The sequence below is a fragment of the Acinetobacter pengchengensis genome, assembly GCF_982235305.1.
In genome coordinates, this window is record NZ_CEVATJ010000001.1 from 2,742,376 (window position 1) to 2,767,960 (window position 25,585).

At 42.1% G+C, this 25,585-nt stretch carries 17 protein-coding genes, 2 tRNA genes and 3 rRNA genes; 11 read left to right on the plus strand and 11 right to left on the minus strand.

Annotated elements, in window-relative coordinates; all coding sequences use genetic code 11:
- The first annotated feature begins 42 nt into the window (after positions 1 to 42).
- Genes ileS through AC0T5Z_RS13340 form a run of 3 tightly spaced genes read left to right on the plus strand, consistent with a single transcriptional unit; the run spans position 43 to position 3,896 of the window.
- On the plus strand, positions 43 to 2,889 hold the full coding sequence (gene ileS / locus AC0T5Z_RS13330; protein ID WP_435337412.1) for an isoleucine--tRNA ligase: 2,847 nt from the start codon (positions 43 to 45) through the stop codon (positions 2,887 to 2,889).
- Positions 2,882 to 3,421, plus strand: a complete 540-nt coding sequence (gene lspA, locus AC0T5Z_RS13335) for a signal peptidase II (RefSeq protein ID WP_096902456.1) — start codon at positions 2,882 to 2,884, stop codon at positions 3,419 to 3,421. The genes ileS and lspA overlap by 8 nt, the downstream gene beginning before the upstream one ends.
- Positions 3,414 to 3,896, plus strand: a complete 483-nt coding sequence (locus AC0T5Z_RS13340; RefSeq protein WP_096902455.1) for an FKBP-type peptidyl-prolyl cis-trans isomerase — start codon at positions 3,414 to 3,416, stop codon at positions 3,894 to 3,896. The genes lspA and AC0T5Z_RS13340 overlap by 8 nt, the downstream gene beginning before the upstream one ends.
- 422 nt (positions 3,897 to 4,318) lie before the next feature.
- On the opposite strand, the gene AC0T5Z_RS13345 is transcribed toward AC0T5Z_RS13340, so the two are convergent.
- The 8 genes from AC0T5Z_RS13345 to AC0T5Z_RS13380 all read right to left on the minus strand — a co-directional run bounded on the left by AC0T5Z_RS13345 (position 4,319) and on the right by AC0T5Z_RS13380 (position 14,019).
- Positions 4,319 to 5,488, minus strand: a complete 1,170-nt coding sequence (locus AC0T5Z_RS13345) for a PQQ-dependent sugar dehydrogenase (RefSeq protein WP_435337413.1) — start codon at positions 5,486 to 5,488, stop codon at positions 4,319 to 4,321.
- Positions 5,489 to 5,679: 191 nt separating this feature from the next.
- Entirely contained in the window at positions 5,680 to 7,038 is a 1,359-nt protein-coding gene (locus AC0T5Z_RS13350; protein WP_435337414.1) for an MFS transporter, read from the minus strand.
- 314 nt (positions 7,039 to 7,352) lie between these two features.
- A 5S ribosomal RNA gene (gene rrf, locus AC0T5Z_RS13355) occupies positions 7,353 to 7,467 on the minus strand.
- Between the two features lie 228 nt (positions 7,468 to 7,695).
- Positions 7,696 to 10,588 (minus strand): 23S ribosomal RNA (locus tag AC0T5Z_RS13360).
- Positions 10,589 to 11,078: 490 nt separating this feature from the next.
- Positions 11,079 to 11,154 (minus strand) — tRNA-Ala (locus AC0T5Z_RS13365).
- Positions 11,155 to 11,224: 70 nt separating this feature from the next.
- Positions 11,225 to 11,301, minus strand: a tRNA-Ile gene (locus tag AC0T5Z_RS13370).
- Between the two features lie 177 nt (positions 11,302 to 11,478).
- Positions 11,479 to 13,015, minus strand: a 16S ribosomal RNA gene (locus AC0T5Z_RS13375).
- Together the 16S, 23S and 5S rRNA genes with 2 tRNA genes alongside form the textbook arrangement of a ribosomal RNA operon.
- Positions 13,016 to 13,449: 434 nt before the next feature.
- Positions 13,450 to 14,019: a peptidylprolyl isomerase gene (locus AC0T5Z_RS13380; RefSeq protein ID WP_096901982.1), complete on the minus strand. Its 570-nt coding sequence runs from the start codon at positions 14,017 to 14,019 to the stop codon at positions 13,450 to 13,452.
- Between the two features lie 97 nt (positions 14,020 to 14,116).
- Here AC0T5Z_RS13380 and AC0T5Z_RS13385 point away from each other — a divergent pair, with 97 nt between their 5' ends.
- Positions 14,117 to 14,242 carry a hypothetical protein gene (locus tag AC0T5Z_RS13385; protein ID WP_277948951.1) on the plus strand — a complete coding sequence of 42 codons (126 nt, stop codon included), beginning with the start codon at positions 14,117 to 14,119 and terminating at the stop codon, positions 14,240 to 14,242.
- 586 nt (positions 14,243 to 14,828) lie between these two features.
- Here the strand turns inward: AC0T5Z_RS13385 and AC0T5Z_RS13390 are convergent.
- Positions 14,829 to 15,902 carry an alpha/beta hydrolase gene (locus AC0T5Z_RS13390; RefSeq protein ID WP_096901983.1) on the minus strand — a complete coding sequence of 358 codons (1,074 nt, stop codon included), beginning with the start codon at positions 15,900 to 15,902 and terminating at the stop codon, positions 14,829 to 14,831.
- A gap of 218 nt (positions 15,903 to 16,120) precedes the next feature.
- Here AC0T5Z_RS13390 and AC0T5Z_RS13395 point away from each other — a divergent pair, with 218 nt between their 5' ends.
- On the plus strand, positions 16,121 to 16,567 hold the full coding sequence (locus tag AC0T5Z_RS13395; protein WP_435337824.1) for a hypothetical protein: 447 nt from the start codon (positions 16,121 to 16,123) through the stop codon (positions 16,565 to 16,567).
- Positions 16,568 to 16,957: 390 nt separating this feature from the next.
- Here AC0T5Z_RS13395 and AC0T5Z_RS13400 read toward each other — a convergent pair whose 3' ends face one another.
- On the minus strand, positions 16,958 to 17,986 hold the full coding sequence (locus tag AC0T5Z_RS13400; RefSeq protein ID WP_473786284.1) for an IS701 family transposase: 1,029 nt from the start codon (positions 17,984 to 17,986) through the stop codon (positions 16,958 to 16,960).
- 206 nt (positions 17,987 to 18,192) lie between these two features.
- On the opposite strand from AC0T5Z_RS13400, the gene grpE reads away from it, so the two are divergent.
- From grpE to AC0T5Z_RS13420, 4 genes are all read left to right on the plus strand, one after another.
- Positions 18,193 to 18,765, plus strand: a complete 573-nt coding sequence (gene grpE / locus AC0T5Z_RS13405) for a nucleotide exchange factor GrpE (protein ID WP_277948952.1) — start codon at positions 18,193 to 18,195, stop codon at positions 18,763 to 18,765.
- A 121-nt stretch (positions 18,766 to 18,886) separates the two neighbouring features.
- Positions 18,887 to 20,824 carry a molecular chaperone DnaK gene (dnaK, locus tag AC0T5Z_RS13410; protein ID WP_096901986.1) on the plus strand — a complete coding sequence of 646 codons (1,938 nt, stop codon included), beginning with the start codon at positions 18,887 to 18,889 and terminating at the stop codon, positions 20,822 to 20,824.
- Between the two features lie 220 nt (positions 20,825 to 21,044).
- Positions 21,045 to 21,959, plus strand: coding sequence for a matrixin family metalloprotease (locus AC0T5Z_RS13415; RefSeq protein WP_291336500.1), 915 nt, complete (start codon positions 21,045 to 21,047; stop codon positions 21,957 to 21,959).
- Positions 21,960 to 22,099: 140 nt separating this feature from the next.
- Positions 22,100 to 22,477: a hypothetical protein gene (locus AC0T5Z_RS13420; RefSeq protein ID WP_178319451.1), complete on the plus strand. Its 378-nt coding sequence runs from the start codon at positions 22,100 to 22,102 to the stop codon at positions 22,475 to 22,477.
- Between the two features lie 69 nt (positions 22,478 to 22,546).
- Here the strand turns inward: AC0T5Z_RS13420 and AC0T5Z_RS13425 are convergent, their stop codons facing one another.
- Complete coding sequence (locus AC0T5Z_RS13425) at positions 22,547 to 23,833, minus strand: lytic murein transglycosylase (RefSeq protein WP_291336497.1); 1,287 nt, start codon at positions 23,831 to 23,833, stop codon at positions 22,547 to 22,549.
- Positions 23,834 to 24,451: 618 nt separating this feature from the next.
- On the opposite strand from AC0T5Z_RS13425, the gene AC0T5Z_RS13430 reads away from it, so the two are divergent.
- Both AC0T5Z_RS13430 and AC0T5Z_RS13435 read left to right on the plus strand, forming a co-directional pair.
- Positions 24,452 to 24,907 carry a helix-turn-helix domain-containing protein gene (locus tag AC0T5Z_RS13430; RefSeq protein ID WP_004973749.1) on the plus strand — a complete coding sequence of 152 codons (456 nt, stop codon included), beginning with the start codon at positions 24,452 to 24,454 and terminating at the stop codon, positions 24,905 to 24,907.
- A 16-nt stretch (positions 24,908 to 24,923) separates the two neighbouring features.
- Positions 24,924 to 25,463, plus strand: a complete 540-nt coding sequence (locus AC0T5Z_RS13435; RefSeq protein WP_446893104.1) for an IS630 family transposase — start codon at positions 24,924 to 24,926, stop codon at positions 25,461 to 25,463.
- Positions 25,464 to 25,585: the final 122 nt, after the last annotated feature.

Genomic DNA, 25,585 nt, shown 5'->3' on the forward strand with positions numbered 1-25,585 from the left:
ACGCGTCAGTCCATGGGCTGATTCAACTGGAAGACAACTTGCATGAGCGATAAGCAAACTCCTGAAAATGCAGTGGATTATAAAGCCACGCTAAACCTCCCAGGTACTGAATTTGCAATGAAAGCAAATCTCGCAGTACGTGAAGCGAAATGGTTAGAAGAGTGGTATGCCGACAACATTTATCAGCAGATTCGTGCATCGCGTATTGGCAAGAAAAAATATGTGCTTCACGATGGCCCTCCGTATGCCAATGGTCAAATTCACTTGGGTCACGCGGTCAATAAAGTCCTGAAAGACATTATTATTAAAAGCCGTGTCATGGATGGTTTTGACGCACCCTACGTTCCAGGTTGGGACTGTCACGGTTTACCGATTGAACTTAAAGTAGAAGAAAAAGTAGGTAAGGTGGGCGTAAAAGTCGATGCTTCGGCTTTTCGTAAAGCCTGCCGCGAATATGCTTACACCCAAGTCGAATTACAGAAAAAAGACTTCGTGCGTATGGGCGTATTTGGTGATTGGGACAACCCTTACCTCACCATGAACTTCAAGCAAGAAGCCGACATCGTGCGTTCATTGGGTGCAATTGCCAAAGCAGGTCATATTGAACCAGGTCTTAAACCTGTAAACTGGTGTTTAGACTGTGGTTCTGCTTTGGCAGAAGCCGAAGTTGAATATGAAGATAAAAAATCCGATGCAATTGATGTCGGTTTTGCTGTGGTCGATTTAGCCGATTTATCTGCACGCTTGGGTGTGCAAATGAATGATGCTACTGACATTGTAATTTGGACGACCACACCGTGGACTTTGCCTGCGAACCAAGCCGTTGCATTGCATGCCGAAATTAAATACCAATTGGTGAAAGCACGTGCTGATGACAAAGCACCACAAAACTTTATTTTGGCCAAAGAATTGGTACAGTCAGCGACTGAACGCTATGGTTTTGGCAGCTATGAAGTGCTAGCTGATTTTACAGGTGACAAACTCGAAAACCTGATCTTGCAACATCCACTGATTCAAACACGCCAAGTGCCTGTAATTTTAGGTGAACACGTGACCGCAACAAGCGGTACAGGTGCAGTACATACCGCACCTGGACACGGTGTGGACGACTATAAAGTTGGCTTACAATACAACCTAAAAGTTGACAATCCTGTCGGTGGTAATGGCGTATATTTACCGACAGCACCAATCTTTGCAGGCGAACACATCTACAAAGCCAATCCACAAATTATTGCGACTTTGGCAGAAAACAATAAGCTTTGGGCACATCACCCAATCAAACACAGCTATCCACACTGCTGGCGCCATAAAACTCCAATTATTTTCCGTGCGACACCACAATGGTTTATCAGCATGGATGCCAAAGGTTTACGTCAAGGCGCACTGAATGCGATTGAAAATGACATCAGCTTCGTACCAGATTGGGGTAAAAACCGTATCCAAGCGATGATTGAAGGTCGTCCAGACTGGTGTATATCACGTCAACGTACATGGGGGGTACCAATTCCATTCTTCGTGCATAAAGACACCAATGAATTGCACCCTCGCACCCCTGAATTGATTGAAGACGTTGCAAAACTGATCGAACAAGAAGGGATTGATGGTTGGTATAACCGTGAAGCTAAAGACTTCATTGGTGATGATGCCGAGCACTACAATGCAGTGCGCGATACCTTAGACGTTTGGTTCGACTCAGGTACGACTCATTATGCAGTTCTACGTGAGCGTGAAGAGTTGCAAGACCCAGCCGATTTATATCTTGAAGGTTCAGACCAACACCGTGGTTGGTTCCAATCTTCATTACTCACCTCGATTGCAATCAATGAGCGCGCACCATACAAAGGCTTGTTAACACACGGCTTTGTGGTCGATGAAAAAGGTCGCAAAATGTCGAAATCGTTGGGTAACATCATTACCCCACAAGACATTATTAAAGACATGGGTGCAGACGGTTTACGCTTTTGGATTGCATCTGCAGATTATCGCTATGAAATGACGGCAGGTAAGGAAATCTTTAGCCGTGCATCAGACGGTTATCGTCGTATCCGTAATACCTTGCGTTTCTTGTTGGCCAACTTAAATGGTTTTAAACCATCGACAGATGCGCTTCCTGTAGATCAATTGATTGCACTAGATCAATACATCCTACAACGTGCCGCAGAAGTACAAAAAACCATTCAGCAAGCCTATGAAGATATGAACTTCCATATCGTAACCAGTGCGCTGACTAACTTCTGTATTAACGATTTGGGTGGCTTCTACCTCGACATCATCAAAGACCGTCAGTACACCACCAAAGCGGACTCGCAAGCACGTCATTCTGCACAAACCGCTTTGTATCACTTGGTTCAGGCTTTTGTTCGTTGGATTGCACCAATCTTAAGCTTTACGGCACAAGAAGCATGGCCGCTCATTCCTGAGCAATCAGAAAAATATGTTTTCACAGCAGAATGGTATGACATTCCAGTGGCTTCTGAAGCCAACATCCTGGCAGAAGCGGAATGGCAAACCCTGATAGCAGTTAAATCTGCTGTCAATAAGTTCATCGAAGCTGCGCGTACCGCCAAAATAGTCGGTTCCAACCTGTCTGCCAAAGTTGAACTTTGGGCCAATGACGAACTCAAAGCCGTATTGGATAAACTAGGCGATGAGCTACGTTTTGTCCTGATTACTTCACAAGTGATTGTAAATGACTTTGATGCTGCACAAGGTGAAGCCTCTGATTTAGATGGCTTGAACGTGAAAGTTTCTGCAGCAGATGGCGAAAAATGCGTACGTTGCTGGCATGTACTTCCTGATGTGAATACACATTCTGTACATCCAGGCTTATGCTCACGTTGTATTATCAACCTTCCAACAGGTCAAGGCGAAGAGAGAAAATATGCCTAATTCACAACACAAAAAGGGCTTATTCCAGTTTTATCCGCACAATTTATGGTGGATTGGCTTGTCCATTGTCGCGATTATTCTGGATCAATGGACCAAATGGATTGCAGTATCGCATCTGAATTACGCAGATCCTGTGCCTGTATTGCCCTTTTTGAATTGGACTTTACTGCATAACTATGGCGCTGCCTTTAGTTTCTTGTCCGATGCAGGTGGATGGCAACGTTATTTCTTTACCTCATTGGCAGGTTTAGTGTCTGTAATTTTTGTATTTTGGCTGATGCGTATGCCAAAAAATGTCATCGTACTGCCTTTGGCGATTGCCTTGATTTTAGGCGGTGCGATTGGGAATTTAATTGATCGGGTCAGCCTTGGCTACGTGGTCGATTTTATTCACGTGTACTACAACAACAGCCACTTCCCTGCCTTTAATATTGCAGACAGTGCCATCACGCTTGGCACCATTCTGCTGTTAATTGATACCTTTTTCCTAGAAAAACACCGAATTGAACGAGCGCAGGCGCAACATGACTGAAATTATTAATCCAAATGATGAAACTCGTATTGAAGATGGCTCAAAAGTCGAGTTGCACTTTTCTGTCGCCATTGAAAATGGTGTAGAAATTGACAACACCCGTAGCCGCGCTGAACCTGTGAGTTTGGTCATGGGTGATGGCAGCCTATTACCTGGTTTTGAAAAGTCATTATTTGGTTTACGTGCAGGTGACCGCCGTACCGTGAGTCTTCCACCTGAAGAAGCATTTGGTCCATGGAATTCTGAAAACGTACAAACTTTTGATACGGTTAAATTTGAGCAACGTCCAGTTGAAGGACACATGATTGAGTTTGAAGATAAAGCCAAACAAAGCCTCTATGGCGTGGTGAAATCGGTCAATGATGATGTGACCGAAGTAGACTTTAACCATCCTTTAGCAGGTAAAAATATTACCTTTGAAGTTGAAATTTTTAGAGTCACCCCTGCAGGACAACAAGGTATTAAATTGATGTAATCAATTTGCATACTAGCTGCATCTTTCTGCTGTTCAAATCCCCCAAGTACAAGAAAATGGACTTGGGGTTTTTTATTGAATAAGACAATTATTAAATACAATCAATCATTCAAAACTCAATAAGTCCAGTTTATTGATATTCGTTTTACCGATATCTCGTTGTACGTTTTAGCTTACATGCATTGCAGAAAATTGATGCTAGGCAAAAATCACCTTTCATTTTATATTTAACACATACAGAAACAGGATGTTTCAAAAAGCAAGAATAACAATAATAAATAATATAACGGCAGGACGCTGAAAGGTATAACAGGAGTAATACCTAAACATAAATCTGAAAAAGCCCCGACATGATGTTGGGGCTTTTTTCTATCTGTTTCTTGTCCCACTCTGAAATAAGTTTCGACCTGAAGAAACTTATTTTATGGAGCCACCAATTTAAGCAATCTGGCAGATTGACCATCTTCAATCACCCAAATATTGCCGTCCTGTGCTTGGAGTACACCACGAATCCGCCGCCCCATCGCGATACGCTGTAACTCCCGAACGGGCTGTGCTTGCGTATCCACCACAATAATTGCTTTTGAAGATAACCCACCAAGAATGGCTTTATGCTTCCAGTGTGGAAATACATCTCCCGTATAAAACATCAAACTTGAGGGAGAGATGACAGGCGTCCAATCCAGAACAGGGGCTGTAAATTCAGGACGAGTCGCATGGTCTGGAATGGGCAACCCATTATAATGATCACCATTCGATACCAGCGGATAGCCATAGTTTTCGCCCTTAGCAATTAAATTCAACTCATCACCGCCTTTAGGTCCCATTTCTGCGACCCAAAGCTGCCCTGCGGGATCAAATGCCATGCCTAATGGGTTGCGATGCCCCAAACTCCAGACTTGTTTGGCAATCTCTCCATGTGTTTGAAATGGGTTATCTAAAGGAGTTGTACCATCCGCATTTAAACGCAAAATTTTGCCTAAATTAGATTTTAAATCCTGAGCAGGTTCAAACTTTTGTCGCTCACCAGAACTTATCCATAATTTGCCATCTGCGCCAAACTTTATACGATGCGCATAATGTCCCTGTCCCGATACTTTAGGTACTTGCTGCCAAGTTCTTTGAATTTGAGCAAGTTTTGGCGTGGGTTTAGCATCTAATAAAAGCTTACCCCGAATCACGACTGCACCGTAACCACCAGTACCCGCTTCGGCATAACTTAAATAAATCTGCTGATTCTGTTTAAATTCAGGATCTAAAATGACATCACCCAAACCACCTTGTCCGCCATAAGCCACTTCAGGGATAGCTTGAACATCTAAGCTTTGACCTGTTTTTGGATTAAAAAGTTTTAATTTCCCCGCTTTTTCTGTAATTAATAGACGTCCATCTGGTAACTCTGCCAATGCCCACGGCTCATTAAAATCTGCAATTGGCTGTACTTGATAGCGTTGTAAATTTTGTGCAGAAGTTGATTTTGACTCTAAAGTAGCCGAGTTCTGTTTCGGCTGAACTTGTGCATTACACCCTGTGATTAAACCCAATGTAACTAGACCTATAAATCCATAGTGTTGCCGATTCATCTTGAGCATCCTGATTGCTCCTTTATTCGTTCAATCTTTGCTTGTGCTAATCAAGACATCATAACCAATGAAACTCACCCTGAGCATAATAGAAATGTATCGCTACACACTTTCTTAATTGAGTCTTCTACACAGTGAATAAGCAAAAAATTAAGGAGCGATGCTCCTTAATTTCAAAGTCCCACAATATTAACGATCAATTAACTATAAGATCGACTGGTTTTTTTGACCACACTTGGCTCACTCACCACCTGTGATGTACTTTGTAAACGAATCATTGCCACTGCAATTGCACCAATCACCGCAGGAATCGCCACCGCCAAAAAGTTCATTTTATGCGGTAAATTCATACCCAAAAGTACGCCAATAATAATAGGGCCTACAATCGCACCGACACGCCCCACTGCAGAAGCACAACCGATACCTGTAGAACGAATCGTGAGTGGATAATACTGTGCAACAAAGCTATACAGTAAAATACTGCTGCCAATGGCAGAAGCACCCGCTAAGCCGACCAATAAATAAATTACAGGCTGTGGTGAATTGAAGCCTAGACCCACTAGAGAGAATGCACCCAATAAAAACATGCCAATAATCACAGGTTTTAAGTGGAAACGGTCTGCTAAAATACCGCCACTGATAGTTCCGATCACTGCGCCAATATTCATGGCCATCAAGAACATTAAACTATTACCCAATGAATAACCTGCCGCCATCATCAGTTTTGGCAACCAACTGCCTAAAGCATAAACCATCAACAAACACATAAAGAAGCAGCACCAAAACAGCAAGGTACTCATGCCACGGTTATTTTTAAATAAGGCTGAAATCGAAGCATCTGCGGTTTGTACTTCATTTAATACAAATTGTGTTTGAGGACTAATATGTTCTTGTGGGCTAATTTGCTGGACGATATGTCGCGCTTTTTCATGTTGCTGTTTTTTCACCAAAAAGGTTAAAGATTCTGGTAAGAAAAACCACAACAAAGGCAAAATAAGTAACGGTAATCCCGCAATATAGAACATCACTTCCCAGCCAAAGCTAGGCGTCAACCATGCACCAAGTAAGGCAGCCATAATGCCACCCACGGCATAGCCGCTGAACATGGTAGTGACTAAGGTACTACGCATTTTTTGTGGTGCATATTCAGAGGTTAAGGCCACAAGGTTAGGCAATACCCCGCCGATCCCTAAACCTGCAATAAAACGTAAAATACCAAACTCTGTTGGGTTAGATGCGAAGCCACCCCAAAAAGTAAAGCCACTAAATAACGTCACACAAATTAAGATGACATTTTTACGGCCAATTTTGTCTGCCAACATGCCAAACAACATGGCGCCAAACATCATACCTGCCAGTGCCGTACTCGCAAGCATACCTGCCTGTACAGCCGTCATATTCCATTCTTGCATCAGTAGTGGTAAAGCTACACCGTTAATCGCCAAATCATAACCGTCAAAAATAACGACAAATACGCACCAAAGTACAATTTTTAAATGAAAAGGTTTAAACTTTGCTTGATCCACTACAGCATTCACATTCATTGTTGTTGCTGTCATTTTTTCCTCACCTCCAATTGTGAGCTTTTTATTTTATAAAAAATGAATGATTATTCACTTTTGTATATAAAATGAATCAATATTCACTTTTTGTCTACAGCAAAAAATTAACTGTGGTTAATTTTCTTAAAAACCTAGACTAAAGTTGTAGATAAATTCGCCCAAATAAACTTGCTACAATTTATGATAATTTGATATATGCTGTATTTTTCACATAATTTATTATTGTAAATATTTGGTTTTAAAATTCTTTTAATATTATCTTTCCCCATAAAAAAACACCCTCAACGATTGTTGAGGGTGTTTGAATAATGAGCTGGCGATGACTTACTCTCACATGGGTAATCCCACACTACCATCAGCGCGAAGAGGTTTCACTTCTGAGTTCGGGAAGGGATCAGGTGGTTCACTCTTGCTATGGTCGCCAGCACAACTGTTATGGACTTGTTCGGGTCTTAGTTACATTGCTTTTGCTTGATGCTTTTGCATGTAATGCCTTACTTGGTTCCAAATGAGTTATTAACAGGTTGGCTATTGGGTCTGAAGTTTATTGTTTAGCGTTCACTAAATCAAGTTTTTGTTTGATCGTTAGATCAATATGAAATCGATTGATCCTCACTTCTTTCGAAGTTCGTACAACAACTGCTTGGGTGTTGTATAGTCAAGCCTCACGAGCAATTAGTATTGGTCAGCTTCACATATCGCTATGCTTCCACATCCAACCTATCAACGTCGTAGTCTTCAACGGCTCTTTAGGAGGCATAAAGCCTCGGGGAAATCTTATCTTGAGGTAGGCTTCCCGCTTAGATGCTTTCAGCGGTTATCCCTTCCGAACATAGCTACCCGGCGATGCGACTGGCGTCACAACCGGTACACCAGAGGTTCGTCCACTCTGGTCCTCTCGTACTAGGAGCAGATCCTCTCAAATTTCCAGCGCCCACGGTAGATAGGGACCGAACTGTCTCACGACGTTCTAAACCCAGCTCGCGTACCTCTTTAAATGGCGAACAGCCATACCCTTGGGACCTGCTTCAGCCCCAGGATGAGATGAGCCGACATCGAGGTGCCAAACACCGCCGTCGATATGAACTCTTGGGCGGTATCAGCCTGTTATCCCCAGAGTACCTTTTATCCGTTGAGCGATGGCCCTTCCATACAGAACCACCGGATCACTAAGACCTACTTTCGTACCTGCTCGACTTGTGGGTCTCGCAGTTAAGCGCGCTTTTGCCTTTATACTCTACGCGTGATTTCCGACCACGCTGAGCGCACCTTCGTACTCCTCCGTTACTCTTTAGGAGGAGACCGCCCCAGTCAAACTACCCACCAGACATGGTCCTCGTCCCGGATAACGGGACAGAGTTAGAACCTCAACATTACCAGGGTGGTATTTCAAGGACGGCTCCACTCGGACTAGCGTCCAAGTTTCAAAGCCTCCCACCTATCCTACACAAGTAAGGTCAAAGTTCAATGTCAAGCTGCAGTAAAGGTTCACGGGGTCTTTCCGTCTAGCCGCGGGTACACCGCATCTTCACGGCGAATTCGATTTCACTGAGCCTCTGCTGGAGACAGCGCCGCCATCATTATGCCATTCGTGCAGGTCGGAACTTACCCGACAAGGAATTTCGCTACCTTAGGACCGTTATAGTTACGGCCGCCGTTTACTGGGGCTTCGATCAAGAGCTTCGCTTACGCTAACCCCATCAATTAACCTTCCAGCACCGGGCAGGCATCACACCCTATACGTCCACTTTCGTGTTTGCAGAGTGCTATGTTTTTAATAAACAGTTGCAGCGGCCTGGTTTCTGAGGCTGTCGACAGCTCAAGGAGCAAGTCCTATCACCATCAACAGCGTACCTTCTCCCGAAGTTACGGTACCATTTTGCCTAGTTCCTTCAGCAGAGTTCTCTCAAGCGCTTTGGTCTACTCGACCTGACCACCTGTGTCGGTTTCGGGTACGATTCCAGTGTAACTGAAGCTTAGAGACTTTTCCTGGAAGCAGGGTATCAGCCACTTCACTGTACAAGTACAGCTTGATATCAGATCTCAGCATAGAGCACCCCGGATTTGCCTAAGATGCATGCCTACTTCCTTTCACCTGGACTACCAACGCCAGGCTGACTTAACCTTCTCCGTCCTCTCATCGCATTACACTGAAGTATTGGAATATTAACCAATTTCCCATCGACTACGCCTCTCGGCCTCGCCTTAGGGGTCGACTCACCCAGCCCCGATTAACGTTGGACTGGAACCCTTGGTCTTTCAGCGAACGGGTTTTTCACCCGTTTTGTCGTTACTCACGTCAGCATTCGCACTTCTGATACCTCCAGCAGACTTCTCAATCCACCTTCGTCGGCTTACAGAACGCTCCCCTACCACGTATACAATGTATACATCCGCAGCTTCGGCACATAGTTTTAGCCCCGTTACATCTTCCGCGCAGGCCGACTCGACTAGTGAGCTATTACGCTTTCTTTAAAGGGTGGCTGCTTCTAAGCCAACCTCCTAGCTGTCTATGCCTTCCCACATCGTTTCCCACTTAACTATGATTTTGGGGCCTTAGCTGGCGGTCTGGATTGTTTTCCTCTTGACTACGGACGTTAGCACCCGCAGTCTGTCTCCCGGATAGTACTCATTGGTATTCGGAGTTTGCATCGGTTTGGTAAGTCGGGATGACCCCCTAGCCGAAACAGTGCTCTACCCCCAATGGTATTCGTCCGAGGCGCTACCTAAATAGCTTTCGGGGAGAACCAGCTATCACCGAGTTTGATTAGCCTTTCACCCCTATCCACAAGTCATCCCCTGGCTTTTCAACGACAGTGGGTTCGGTCCTCCAGTTAGTGTTACCCAACCTTCAACCTGCTCATGGATAGATCACCCGGTTTCGGGTCTATACCCAGCAACTATACGCCCTATTAAGACTCGATTTCTCTACGGCTCCCCTATGCGGTTAACCTCGCTACTGAATATAAGTCGCTGACCCATTATACAAAAGGTACGCAGTCACCAAACAAGTTGGCTCCCACTGCTTGTATGCATGCGGTTTCAGGATCTATTTCACTCCCCTCACAGGGGTTCTTTTCGCCTTTCCCTCACGGTACTGGTTCACTATCGGTCAGTCAGGAGTATTTAGCCTTGGAGGATGGTCCCCCCATATTCAGACAAGGTTTCACGTGCCTCGCCCTACTCGTCATCATTATGTGTGCCCTTTCGTGTACAGGACTATCACCCACTATGGTTGCACTTCCCAGAGCATTCCACTAAAACACACATAACTTAATGGGCTTTTCCCCTTTCGCTCGCCGCTACTGAGGGAATCTCAATTGATTTCTTTTCCTAAGGGTACTGAGATGTTTCACTTCCCCTCGTTCGCTTCGTATGACTATGTATTCATCATACGATACCTACCTTAAGGTAGGTGGGTTTCCCCATTCAGACATCTCCGGATCAAAGGATATTTGCCGCCTCCCCGGAGCTTTTCGCAGGCTATCACGTCTTTCTTCGCCTCTGACTGCCAAGGCATCCACCACATGCACTTAATTACTTGACTATACAACCCCAAACAGTCGTTAATCCCTACAAGTAGGATTAAGACAATTAAATAAATAATCAATGATCTATTTAATCTACAGTTTGAAGTCCCGTGCTCTTAAGCACCGTACAGCTTCAATCTAAATTCATATACCAAAACGCTTGATTCAGTTAATCGCTAGTAACTCATTTCTTTCACTTCACGTCACAGCAATAAATCACTGTTAGTGTTATGTTAGTCATGAGTATGAACAATTTATTTCAGACTCAATTTTTGCCAATCTGTTAATGATTCACTGCATCCTCGTCGGACTGCAGTCAACTGTGATAAATCACAGAACTTAATAAACCATCAAATTTAATCTCTCGATTCTTTCGATCTTTTATTAAGTTCTGCAATCTTTAGCTTAAAGCTCCAGTATATGTGTGCCTGCGCACAGCATAGCTGTTTGCTTAAATTTCAAGGAAAAGCCTTAAAGCAGTGCTTTAAGTTTTCTAATCTTGAAATTTGGTGGAGACTAGGAGAGTCGAACTCCTGACCTCCTGCGTGCAAAGCAGGCGCTCTACCAACTAAGCTAAGTCCCCAGCTTATCATCTGTGATTCGATGTATCTTCAATTCCTGTAACTTGATTTATTCAATCTAGGTCAAAGTCATGGTGGGTCTGACAAGACTTGAACTTGTGACCCCACGCTTATCAAGCGTGTGCTCTAACCAACTGAGCTACAGACCCTGAGAAATAAAAGAAGAGATCGTTGATCTCTTCTTTTATTTCGCAAGACAAGCGCAGCGCGTAGTGCACGACTTATCCCTAAAATTAAAAAAGAGAAACAATACTTTTTCTATCTTTCATTCGATATATCTCGAAGAACAACTTGTTGTGGATTCTTACCAATCGTCAATCTTTCGTTAAGGAGGTGATCCAGCCGCAGGTTCCCCTACGGCTACCTTGTTACGACTTCACCCCAGTCATCGGCCACACCGTGGTAAGCGTCCTCCTTACGGTTAGACTACCTACTTCTGGTGCAACAAACTCCCATGGTGTGACGGGCGGTGTGTACAAGGCCCGGGAACGTATTCACCGCGGCATTCTGATCCGCGATTACTAGCGATTCCGACTTCACGCAGTCGAGTTGCAGACTGCGATCCGGACTACGATCGGCTTTTTGAGATTAGCATCACATCGCTGTGTAGCAACCCTTTGTACCGACCATTGTAGCACGTGTGTAGCCCTGGCCGTAAGGGCCATGATGACTTGACGTCGTCCCCGCCTTCCTCCAGTTTGTCACTGGCAGTATCCTTAAAGTTCCCATCCGAAATGCTGGCAAGTAAGGAAAAGGGTTGCGCTCGTTGCGGGACTTAACCCAACATCTCACGACACGAGCTGACGACAGCCATGCAGCACCTGTATGTAGATTCCCGAAGGCACCAATCCATCTCTGGAAAGTCTCTACTATGTCAAGGCCAGGTAAGGTTCTTCGCGTTGCATCGAATTAAACCACATGCTCCACCGCTTGTGCGGGCCCCCGTCAATTCATTTGAGTTTTAGTCTTGCGACCGTACTCCCCAGGCGGTCTACTTATCGCGTTAGCTGCGCCACTAAAGGATCAAATCCCCCAACGGCTAGTAGACATCGTTTACGGCATGGACTACCAGGGTATCTAATCCTGTTTGCTCCCCATGCTTTCGCACCTCAGTGTCAGTATTAGGCCAGATGGCTGCCTTCGCCATCGGTATTCCTCCAGATCTCTACGCATTTCACCGCTACACCTGGAATTCTACCATCCTCTCCCATACTCTAGCTAACCAGTATCGAATGCAATTCCCAAGTTAAGCTCGGGGATTTCACATTTGACTTAATTAACCACCTACGCGCGCTTTACGCCCAGTAAATCCGATTAACGCTCGCACCCTCTGTATTACCGCGGCTGCTGGCACAGAGTTAGCCGGTGCTTATTCTGTGGGTAACGTCCACTCTTCTTAGGTATTAACCAAGAGAGCCTCCTCCCCACTTAAAGTGCTTTACAACCAAAAGGCCTTCTTCACACACGCGGCATGGCTGGATCAGGGTTCCCCCCATTGTCCAATATTCCCCACTGCTGCCTCCCGTAGGAGTCTGGGCCGTGTCTCAGTCCCAGTGTGGCGGATCATCCTCTCAGACCCGCTACAGATCGTCGCCTTGGTAGGCCTTTACCCCACCAACTAGCTAATCCGACTTAGGCTCATCTATTAGCGCAAGGCCCGAAGGTCCCCTGCTTTCTCCCGTAGGACGTATGCGGTATTAGCATCCCTTTCGAAATGTTGTCCCCCACTAATAGGCAGATTCCTAAGCTTTACTCACCCGTCCGCCGCTAGCTCAGTTACCGAAGCAACCTCGCCCGCTCGACTTGCATGTGTTAAGCCTGCCGCCAGCGTTCAATCTGAGCCATGATCAAACTCTTCAGTTAAAATCATTTTGTCACTTTATTCGAAGTGACCAAATCTGGCTCATCAATTTTCTGACTTAAATTTCGCTCAAATAAACTTCGAGTAATTTAAACCAATCAATCAATGAAAATAATTTCGATCAATCAACCAGTAAAAATCCACACAAGTTGTTCTTCATAATCTCTTAATGATCTTATTTTCACTTCGTCAGTGAAAATATAACGCAAAACTTTCTCTGCAACTTAACCCTGTGAGCTAAGTTCGTAGGCTGTTTCGCGTCGGGATGGGTGCATTATAGGGCAATTTCCTACACGTGCAAGTGCTTTTAACTACTTGTTTTCACGAGTGTTGGATTTTTACGCACCATTTTGGTTCAAAAACACACAAAACTCATAGTAACCCTATAATTTTAAATTAAAAATATGTTTTTCATATTTTTGTAATCTAAATTCGCTTATTTTGTTGGAGCAGCCTCTTTCACTTTCACACTGAGTATTTTTACCGCTTGTTTCGGTACATTCTGGTGCATACCATAGTTTCCAGTGGGTACTTTCACAATCTTATCGACAACATCCATCCCTTTGATGACTTGTCCAAATACCGCATAGCCTGCGTTACGTGGACTTCGATTTAAGAAATTGTTATCTACCACATTAATAAAAAATTGGCTGCTAGCAGAATCAGGATGATTCATACGTGCCATCGCTAAGGTACCACGGGTATTTTTCAAACCATTACTTGATTCATTACGAATGGTCGCTTTGGTTGGCTTTTCTTGCATATTGGCATCTATACCACCGCCTTGCACCATAAAGCCCGGAATGACACGATGGAAAATCGTACCATTATAGAAGTTTGACTTAGCATAGTTTTCAAATTTCTTTGCAGAAATTGGGGCTTTGTCATTAAACAACTCGATTTCAATGTTGCCCATACTGGTTGTCATTTCTACCACGGTGTTGGCTGCCATGGTATTGAAGCTGATAAGCATTGCCGACATGGTGAACATACTTTGTTTTAACATTTGCTGACCAATCCATCAGTGTTGTATTTGCATTGCTCTATATTAATTAGATTATGTGAATAAATCAGTGGTTATTTTTTATCATGCTGGAAAACTTATGTATAAAAATAATTCAGATCAGATCCGACTGTGTCCCACACCTTGGCAACTGCAAGGTGAAGCCTATATTTTAGATTGTTGGCTCAATCCAGAATTTTTACAACAGGCATTATTTTTGGCTTAGCACCTTCTTTTTTTAGGTCGTCCTATTCAAGTCATGTAGGGACGTTACACGCTAACCCTATTGGTACTGATGATGAGCTGCTGATTTTAGATCATCCTTTATTTACGTAGCGTCGTTTATCTACCATTGCTAAAAATATTCGTTCCATCTGAGTCTTCTGTGTAACACAGACTGCAGCTTTGGGGCATTCCGAAAGAACTGCAAGCTTTGATTGGGATATCAAGATCGGCAGATGAGTTGCAAAATACAACACTCAACCTTGCAATTCGCCATTCAACTTAAAAATGCTTTCCGCAACGTAGCTTTCAGATGAATACTCGTTACATCCCTACTGCACTTTTAATAACAATTTAGCAAATATGGCAAAGGAAATCCTATCAATTTAATTCTTCTTTTCGCGGCATATTAATCCCGTTCAAACACGCGTCCTAGCAATAGAATCCAGGTTTCTTTCCTGATTTAATCAGGCACGCTTCATCAACGGTTTTTTACATACCTGAATTGGAGCTGACTTTTACCGAAGCAAAAATCGCTGCTCTAGTTTCATTGTTCCACGTGAAACAGCTTAAAACAGACAATCCAAGATTTAGCTACGTGGTCGATCCCAGAATTTTCTAAAGTTTTTGCACATTTCAATGCTGATTTTTTTAGCGCGTCGCGACACAAAGGTCATGCTAATAAAACCATGAGTTTGATCTAAATATTCTACATATTTTACCGTGACAGCATTCTGACGTAATTTATGTGCATAAATTTCAGCTTCATCATGCAACACATCATGCCCTGCTGTGACCACAAAGGTAGGTGGCAGTTTTTTCAATTTGCCATAAGTTGGTGAAATGATTGGATCATCCAAAGCGACCTGATGCTGTGCGACATAGTGTTGGGTGACAAAATCAATATCTTGTCCCGTCAATACTAAACCATCTTTATAAGCAAAAAATGAAGGATGTCGGCTCTTAAAATCTAAGGCTGGATAAATTAAAAATTGTGCGTCAGGTGCATAAGCTGAATGAGCACTACGCTGAGCAACCACCGCGGCAATATTGCCGCCTGCGCTATCGCCTGCCACCGCTATACGATTTTTTAAAATTTTCATTTCGCGACGATGTTGATACGCCCATGCCAAAGCATCTTCACAGACTTGAATAATCTGCTGTGGGCTGGCTTCAGGCGCGAGAGGATACGCTACACTCAATACTTGCGCATTGGCGTGCACTGCCATCAAACGGCAGAATTCATCATGGCTGTCTAAACCACCCACCACAAATCCACCACCATGATAAAACACGATTAAAGGCAATTTTTTATGGGGTGCAGGATGATAATAACGCGCTGCGATATTGCCACTGGCCAAGTTTAAACGGATTTCTTCAACCCTTTTGACCGCAGTTGGAGTACTCAGAATTGATTGCATTTGTCGATCAAATGCTTGTCTGGACTGCACAGGGTCAGCACCAATAAAACCTATTTTCCCTTGCTTTAATTGTGCTGCCATCATGCATTTAATAAATGGATCAAGGTCTGGATAATGATATGGATAACCCAAGGCGTGAGCCAAAGTATGATGCACTCGACTTGGTAACTTATTTAATGCACGTGCAGCAGCACCTTGTCTTTTGTGCAATTTATTTTTGAGAGAAGAATTCAAAATTTGCATGCCTATTCCTTTTTATATATCTGCATGATTTACCTAATGCTTCATAATTTCTTCATGATCAACAGTAAAGTGACCATTTTGTTATACAAGTGCTTCAATCGTTATACACATTCAAATTACCTATACGCTACCCTGCTTTTATGACGCTGTCATTGACAGTTTAGCTGACCATTATGCATGTTTCTTGCAAATTTATAGATTGGCTCAGGAGGTGGAACATGGCTAAAAAACTGATATTACTCTCATGCGCTACTGCTTTTTTAGCCGTAGGCTGTGTCGCATTTCCTGAAGATGGTTACTACGATGGTCGCTATGATCCTCGTTATGAACGTCGCCATGATTATGATGATCGACGTTATGACTATGATCGTCAGCGTTGGGAATATCAACAGCGCCAACAACGGGTAGAATTAGAACGTCGCAAGCGCGAAATTGAGCGTCGTGAATGGGAACAAAACCGACAAAAGCAATTGCAACGGCAAAAACACGAGCAAGAACGCCAGCGTTTAGCTGAGCAACGTAAACGACTTTCGGAACAACAGCGCAAGCAGCTTGAACAAAAACGTAAACAGCGAGTTGAAGCTGAACGTAAAAAACGTGAGGAAGCACGTAAACGCTGGCAGGAAAATCGTAAAGACCGTGAACAAAGACGGGATCGTGATTAAGTCTTGCAGCTATGCTAAACAAATGAAGTAAAAAAAGGCTTATCTAGAGCTTGGATAAGCCAGAAAACACTTTTAACAATACACTAGAAACTACAGCAATATAGCATCTATGCACAAAGAATAAGCAGCGTATAAATTATTGTAAAAAAATAACTCTAAAATAATTTGTTTAGCTCTTACTTAACACGTCCTTAGCACGGCTATTCAATGAAAGCTAAAATAAAAATCCTGAGCTACAGGTCAATTCCCATATAAATCAAATGCTTTTTAGGCTTTAAATTCATTTTTTAGCACCAAAATGCCGCATCTTTTTGCTTTAAACTAGCCTTCACTTGCAACATTAAAGTGCAGCAAAATTGTTATTTTTAGTTAAATAGGACTTACGCACTATTATTTATAGATTTTCTGTGGCAGCAGATGATTCTTATCGAGAATAAATTCATCAATAAAGTTCTTGATAATTGGTTTAAATAATTTCTTCTGCCAACGATATACATTTTCAAAGATCCGCTCAAACTGGTTCTTTTGTATCTCAACATAGGCCATCAAGGCTGAGAAAATATGATTCAAAATCAGCTTGGATCGTCTTACTTGAAACTTTTCAATATGACAAACCTGTTTAATTACTCGATGATATTGTTCTATTTTCCAATGACTTGAATGTAATTCATAAAAACCATCAAAGGACAATAAATCATCTTCATCTTGATGCACAATATAAAACCTCTGCTGTTCTTTTAACTGAGTCTTAAATAATTGTACAAAGCCAAAATCTTTGAGCCAGACCACTTGACCCTGATGGAAATCTGGCAATAAACGCAGTTGAAACCATTGTCCTTTTTCTGGGGAAACCTTACGGTTACAGTCGATACCAAACATAAATCGAATACCATATTTTCTTATGGTTTTTAGATTTCCAGTCGATGAATACCAACTATCACCTGTAATAAATTGAATCTTTGCACCCCAACTGAGTACTTCACTTAACATATCCATAAAGTAATCATTCTTGGTTTTACTTTCAGATTTGTCATAAATTCGGAAATTAATTGGAATATTTTGACCATTTTGATCTGTCGCATACAAGGTAATGAGATTAATACCCTTGACGGATCGGTGGTGTTTGCCTGACCAAAAATAGCTAACTAAGTCCATATGTTGACTATATGGTTTATCTAAAACAGTATCATCAATACTGACTATAAGTTTATTATTATCAATATGTTGAATTGCTTCTTGATATAGGTCGTGAGGTGTGTAGTCTTCACGCTCTAGAAAGCGATTTACACTATCATGCGAGATATTATAAGTCTCGGCAAGTTGTGTGCAGCTAATAGAGTTCGGTTCTGTCATGAGAAAGCCCATATAAATGGGTAGAGTACAAGTTGCTGTAGAAGCATTTTTAATTCGTCTGATCACAGATACTTTATAAAGTATTTTAATACTTTTTTGAATCCGTCAATGCGTAAGTCCTATTAAAGTAAAAAGCAAATTAAAATTAATCTGCAAAGACGCTTGAATTTTATCTACCCTGCCCCGATTTCTTAACTAATTACGAACTTCTCGAACCATGGCAGTTCAGCAATAACGCAGTTTGCATTAGCACTGACGCCAAAGGACTGTACATGTTTAAAAACCCATTTAAACGGAGTAAATCAATGGCAACTGAGCAGAACGAACAAACTCAAGACCTTGAGCAAGCGCAAACGGAACAACAAACAGCGCAAGATACTGAGCAAGCAGAAGTTTCCGTTGAGTCTTTACAAGAACAACTGAGCAAACTTGAAGAAAATCTAAAATTGGAAAAAGCACGTACTGCCAATGCAGTTTACGAAGCTGAAAAAACCAAAGAGCGTTTAGAACGCGAAGCAGATACCGCTAAAAAGTTTGCTTTAGAAAAGTTTGCGAAAGAATTGTTAGATTCAGTAGACAACCTTGAACGTGCCATTGCCGCCAATGGTGATGAAAAAACGGCCTTGTCTGAAGGTGTGGAACTCACATTGAAATCACTACTGACCACTTTAGAAAAGTTTGGTGTAGTGGTGATTGATACAGCCAATGGTTTCAATGCAGACCTGCATCAAGCCGTAGGGATTGATCCAAATGCAAAAGCCAACGAAATTGGCAACGTATTACAAAAAGGCTACACCATACATGGTCGCTTACTCCGCCCTGCAATGGTGATGGTTGGCGCTTAAGCCTTATAAAATTGAGAGTTGAAAAAAAAATTTCATCTAAACAACTTGAAAAATTTTGATTGGCTCTCATATCGAATAACAAGTGAAAACATTACAAAAGAATTTTTGAGGAAACATCCAAATGGCTAAAATCATTGGTATTGACTTAGGTACTACTAACTCATGTGTAGCGGTACTTGAAGGCGACAAAGTTAAAGTAATTGAAAACGCAGAAGGTGCACGTACAACGCCATCTATTATTGCTTATAAAGATGGTGAAATTCTTGTAGGTCAATCTGCAAAGCGTCAGGCTGTAACTAACCCGAAAAATACATTATTCGCGATTAAGCGTTTAATCGGTCGTCGTTATGAAGACCAAGCGGTACAAAAAGATATCGGTCTTGTGCCTTACAAAATCATCAAAGCTGACAATGGTGATGCTTGGGTTGAAGTAAACGATAAAAAATTAGCTCCTCAACAAATCTCTGCTGAAATCTTGAAAAAGATGAAAAAAACTGCAGAAGATTATTTAGGTGAAACAGTAACAGAAGCAGTTATTACTGTTCCTGCTTACTTTAACGATGCACAGCGTCAAGCAACCAAAGATGCGGGTAAAATCGCTGGCTTAGACGTTAAACGTATCATTAACGAACCAACTGCTGCGGCACTTGCGTTCGGTATGGACAAAAAAGAAGGCGACCGTAAAGTTGCAGTTTACGACTTAGGTGGTGGTACTTTTGACGTATCCATCATTGAAATCGCAGACCTTGATGGCGACCAACAAATTGAAGTGTTATCAACCAATGGTGACACCTTCCTTGGTGGTGAAGACTTTGACAATGCCTTGATCGAATACTTAGTTGAAGAGTTCAAAAAAGAGCAAAACTTCAACTTGAAACAAGATCCATTGGCATTACAACGTCTGAAAGAAGCGGCTGAGAAAGCAAAAATTGAGCTTTCATCTTCAAATTCGACCGAAATCAACTTGCCATATATCACTGCAGACGCAACAGGTCCGAAACACTTGGTAATGAACGTGACTCGCGCGAAGCTTGAAGGTTTGGTTGCTGATTTAGTCGCTCGTACCATTGAGCCATGTAAAGTTGCCCTACAAGATGCGGGACTTTCGACTTCTGACATCTCTGACGTAATTTTGGTAGGTGGTCAATCACGTATGCCACTTGTACAACAAAAAGTACAAGAATTCTTTGGTAAAGAGCCACGTAAAGACGTAAACCCAGACGAAGCTGTAGCAATTGGTGCAGCAATTCAGGGTGCGGTATTGTCTGGTGACAAAACTGACGTATTGCTTTTGGACGTAACGCCATTAACGCTTGGTATTGAAACCATGGGCGGTGTATTGACGCCAATCATTGAGAAAAACACCACGATTCCTGCGAAGAAATCTCAAGTGTTCTCAACTGCGGCAGACAACCAACCTGCGGTAGACATTTCGGTGTACCAAGGTGAGCGTAAAATGGCTCAACAAAACAAATTGTTGGGTAACTTCCAATTAGGTGACATCCCGCCTGCGCCACGCGGTGTGCCACAAATTGAAGTTTCGTTCGACATTAACGCTGACGGTATCTTGAAAGTATCTGCAAAAGACAAGAGCACAGGCAAAGAACAATCAATTCAAATTAAAGCAAACTCTGGTTTGAGTGATGCTGAAATTGAAGCGATGATTAAAGATGCTGAAGCGAATGCTGAAGAAGACCGTAAGTTTGAAGAACTTGCAAAAGCACGTAACGAAGCGGATGCTTTAGTTTCTTCTGCTCAAAAAGCAGTCAAAGATCTTGGTGAACAAGTGACTGCTGATGAGAAAACTGCGATTGAAACTGCAGTCACTGAGCTTGAAGCGACAACCAAAGAAAATGATGTAGATGCAATCAAAGCGAAAACTGAAGCATTGCAAAACATCATCATGCCAATTACGCAACGTGCGTATGAAGCTGCACAAGGTCAAGGCGGTGCACAAGGTTTTGATCCGAATGCCTTTGGCGGTGACGCAGGTCAGCAAAAAGCCGATGATGGCGTTGTAGATGCTGAATTCACCGAAGTCAAAGATGACAAAAAATAATTTGTCGCTTTAACGCACATCAGAAACCGCGCTGCAAGCAATTGCAGCGCGGTTTTTCTTTTCAGTGCTCGTTACACTCACTTTAAGATTTAAATTAAAGAGAACATACAATTGCAAACTCAACCAAATACAGCAGATAAAATAATGCGCCAACCGCAAATTGATTGAGTTACTGCCCTATTTTCAGCTACAGTTAATCCAAAAGAGGATGTCGCTAGCAATGCGTTTGTTTCTGTTGGGTGCAATCATACTATTTTCTATCTTGATGATTTATCAAAATATTCAGCATCCGCATACACGGCACAATACTGCACTGGATCGTTTGCAACACCCTTTAGACAATCGCTTACGTTATCGTATTGGAGAAGTCGATCCGCGTTTTGGCTTAAGCCATGCCGATGTACTACAACTGAGTCAGGAAGCTACCCAAATCTGGACACAAGGGACGGGACAGGATTATTTTGTATATGATCCAAATGCCAAGCTCACCATTCACTTAATTTATGATCAACGTCAAGATGAATCCAATCAACGTCAGCAACAACTTACAGCCATTCAACAACGCCAACAACACTGGAACAATCAAAACCAAAACATTCAAGCACTCAAACAAGAAATTGAAGATAAAAATCAACAACTAGATGCAAAAAAATTGCTATTTGAACAACAACTTGAACAATACAATCAACAAGTACAGCAGATTAACCAAAGTGGTGGGCTGCATCCCTCGCAACGGGAAGTTTTTGCAGCCAAAAAACAAGAAATCCAGCAACACCTGTGGAGTTTAGAACACGAAATAGCGCAATTTAATCAACATATTCACCAGCTCAACCAACAAGTCGATGCGCTCAATCAACTCAATCAAGACATTGATGTATCCATCCAGCAATTTAATGCACGTTTTCAGCCACGTTTATTTGATAAAGGTAGCTTTGATGGTCAGGCTATTCGGATTTATGAGTTTCAATCTAAAGATGATTTACGCTTAACTTTGGCGCATGAATTCGGGCATGCTTTGGGTTTAGCACACCATAATGACCCTTATGCCTTAATGTATCCAATGCTAAAAGATCAGCAGTTACAGAATTTCCAACTGCGCCCTGCGGATCTCGATTTACTCCATGCACGGCATTAAGCAATTTGACAAACTGAAGTGACTAAAACACAAAACTCCCCTCACCCTGTACGATAGTTGCATATCCCTTACACGCGCAAAGGCAGCAAATTTACTCATTTCATGTTATTGTGAAGGCTCTGTATAACCCTGAACGATCTGTGGAGATTCATGTGAGTTACTACCATATCCTGATTGAAGTAAATGACCACATCAGCACGATTGAACAAAGCCGTGATATCGAAATTTTTGATATTGTTGAGCTTCAACCTTGTCTCCACTCTATTTTATTGCCGTATTTGAATGAGCAAGTAATTGAACTTGAAGATGAAAATATTGAATACAAAGATATTTTGCATCTTGAGGTTAGACAGACCTTATTACCAATTGAACACCTGATTGAAGAAGAACAGCGTTTGCTGCCAAGTGATACCGACATCACCATTTCAGCTTATGAAATTTTTAATAACAAAGAATTAAGCCAAGATGTCACAACTGTGATTTTTGATTTACTTGAAGCGGTGAAAATTGAACCTTAAACACCTGTTTTAAAACAGAAATTAAAAAGGTCTGCGTATTCGCAGACCTTTTTATGCAATCGCAACCACTTATTGCATCATTTGTTTGGCCGCTTCACTACGGAATGCTGTTAAAATTTGCTGCCCTGCCCGACCTGTTGCAGCTAAGCCGAGTCGAATCTGTTCTTGACGAATCGCTTGACGGGTTTTGTCGCCAATTAAGCCATCCACTTCACCAATGTCATAACCACGACTTAACAAAAAGCGTTGAATTTCACGACGTTCTGCACGAGATGTACCTGCGTCATCGGTTGGCCAAGCGGTGTGAAATGCAGACTGCCCCATTAAACGATCTGATAAATGCGCAATCGCTAAGGCATAACTTTCTGCTGCGTTATAGCTATAAATGGCATCGAAGTTTCTAAACACTAAGAATACAGGGCCATTCGCACCCGCAGGCGCCATCAAGCCTGCCTGACTACTATCCGATAAATTGCCCTGAATCAATGCCGAACCATCTGCACGGGTCAAGCCACGATTGACCCAACTGCTGAGAGATTTTTTATTGCGTCGCCCTTCACCACTCAAAGACATACCCGCAGGTACCTTGACTTCAAAGCCCCACGGCTGTCCTGTTTGCCAGCCGCGACGTTTTAAGAAGTTAGCGGTGGAAGCCAAAGCATCTGGAATACTAGACACCAAGTCACGGCGACCATCACCATCAAAATCGACCGCCAATTCATCATAGGTCGATGGCATAAACTGGGTATGCCCAAACGCTCCTGCCCATGAGCCTTTTAATTGTGATTCAGTGACATCGCCACGTTGTAATAAACGCATGGTGGTAAAAAACTCACCACGGAAATAACTTTGACGGCGTCCTTCACAGCTCAAGGTACCTAGCGCTTGTAATAATGGATATGATCCTGAAATCGCACCAAAGTTACTTTCTACACCCCAAACCGCCACTACGGTTTCTGCAGGTACGCCATAGGCTGCAGCAACACGATTAAGCACATCTCGGTGCTGTGCCAATTTCTGCTGCCCCGCCTGCACACGCTCATCATCCACTAAGCCTGAAAGATAATCCCAGATTGGCGTAGAAAATTCAGGTTGGTAATTTAAACGCTCAATGACGGAATAATCTGGACTGAGATTTTGAGTATAGCGATCATAACTGCTACCACTCACCCCTTTGTCAATGGCTTGGCTGCGTAAATTGGCCAAACAACTTTGAAAATGGTTTTGTGGTTGAAAATTTGCAGATGTACTGACCGCTGGTGTTACGGTGACAGATTTTCCATTGATAATCAGTTCTGCCTGAACCTGAGTAGCTGCCATTGCAGCAGTCGCAAAAATCATAGCGAAACGATGCATAATACCCTTTGATGTGTTTTGAATTTAAATCTTGGCTTTACCATAACACCTTCAGCCATAGAGATCAGATGAAAATCTGTAACTTTAAATTCATTTTTCAGTTTTAAATTCATTTCTGCTTTTTTAAATTCAAAACACTTATCCACAAGTGACATATTTTTTATTTTTAAATTCAAATTGCAGTCAAACGATAGGTTTATAAATTTAAAGTTTGAATTCAAATTAAGATGAGAAAAGTTATCCACAAAACTAGATATATATTGCATTTCCCGAAGTAATTGATTTGAATTTAAAAGCAGTTTTTTAAATTTAAAGACTACAACAACCAATATTTTTATTTAAATTCAAAACTAGACCTCTTGCGAAAGTATAGTTTTATCTAATTTTTGAATTGGCTAAAACCTTATAAAATATAGCTTTTGACTGCTTAAAATTTGACTAACGCAAGAAGTCTACTATTTACCCATTTTTAAATTCATTTGCCATATTTAAATTCAAAGTTACACCATAGCTTTAAATTTAAAAACCGCCATTTGAATTTAAAGTTTTGAATTCATTAAGTTGACAAAAATAACTAATCATGCGAAAAAAGTTTTTTTAGTTAACAGATGTTCACACATGCCTCGAATTGTTTCTGTACCACTTAGTTTAGAACAGCGAGAACGACTCATTTTTCTGGCCAAGCATGCAAAACATTGGCGTGAAAGACAACGTGCCCAAACTATTCTCTGGCTTTCTGAAGGTAAAAGTGTTGCGGAAGTTGCCACTCTACAAGAACGTATCCCAGAAACCATAAGGCTACAACGCCGACGTTGGGAATTGTATGAGTTTGAATCGATTAAAGAAGGTCATCGCTCAGGTCGGCCCAATACATTGATCTCAGACTATCAGGCGAAAATCCTAGATTGGGTCAATACAAGTCCACTCAATGCAGAACAAATCCGAGTCAAACTACATGAAGAATACGAAGTGTCCGTGTCTGTTGAAACCATTCGTAAGTTTTTACGTGATTCAGGTATGGTCTTCAAGCGTACCCGTCATAGCTTGAAAAAAAAGAGATCCGATTGCATTTGAACAAGCAACACAGCAGATTGAAAAATTACGAGAGCAAGCGGCACGTGGTGAAATTATATTAGGTTATGTTGATGAAACAGGGTTTTCATCTACACCTGATAACCGCTATGCGTGGACAAAGATAGCTGATGTTCATGCGGTTGATGCAATAAGATTAAAACGAGTTAATGTCATGGGGTGTTTGCTTTCAACGGGGAAACTGGTGACAAGTTGTTTACAAGAGTCAGTTACAAGCACTTGGTTTTATGCCTATTTAACTGGAATAGCTCAACAAGTAAAACAGACTTATAACCTTCCATTGGTTCTTATTGTTGATAATGCCTCGATTCATAGAAGTAAAAAGATGGCTGATTACAGAGAGCTACTTAAAAGTAACTTTTCGACGAATTTGTATTTTATTCCAGCTTATAGCCCTGAGTTAAATCGAATCGAGATGGTATGGAAGCAGATGAAATATTATTGGCGAGATTTTCAAGTCATGACAGCTGATAAAATAGAGCAATGGGTGGAGAGAGTATCAAACCAATTCGGAAAAGAATACATGTTTACTTTTTAATGACAGCTTACTACTGTCTTGGCCTAACAAACTTGTTTGTATTTTTATTGAGAACCACTGTTGGATACAGTTATTTTTGTTGCTTAGAACAAATCTATCTTAATCAAGCCAGAATTACAGGG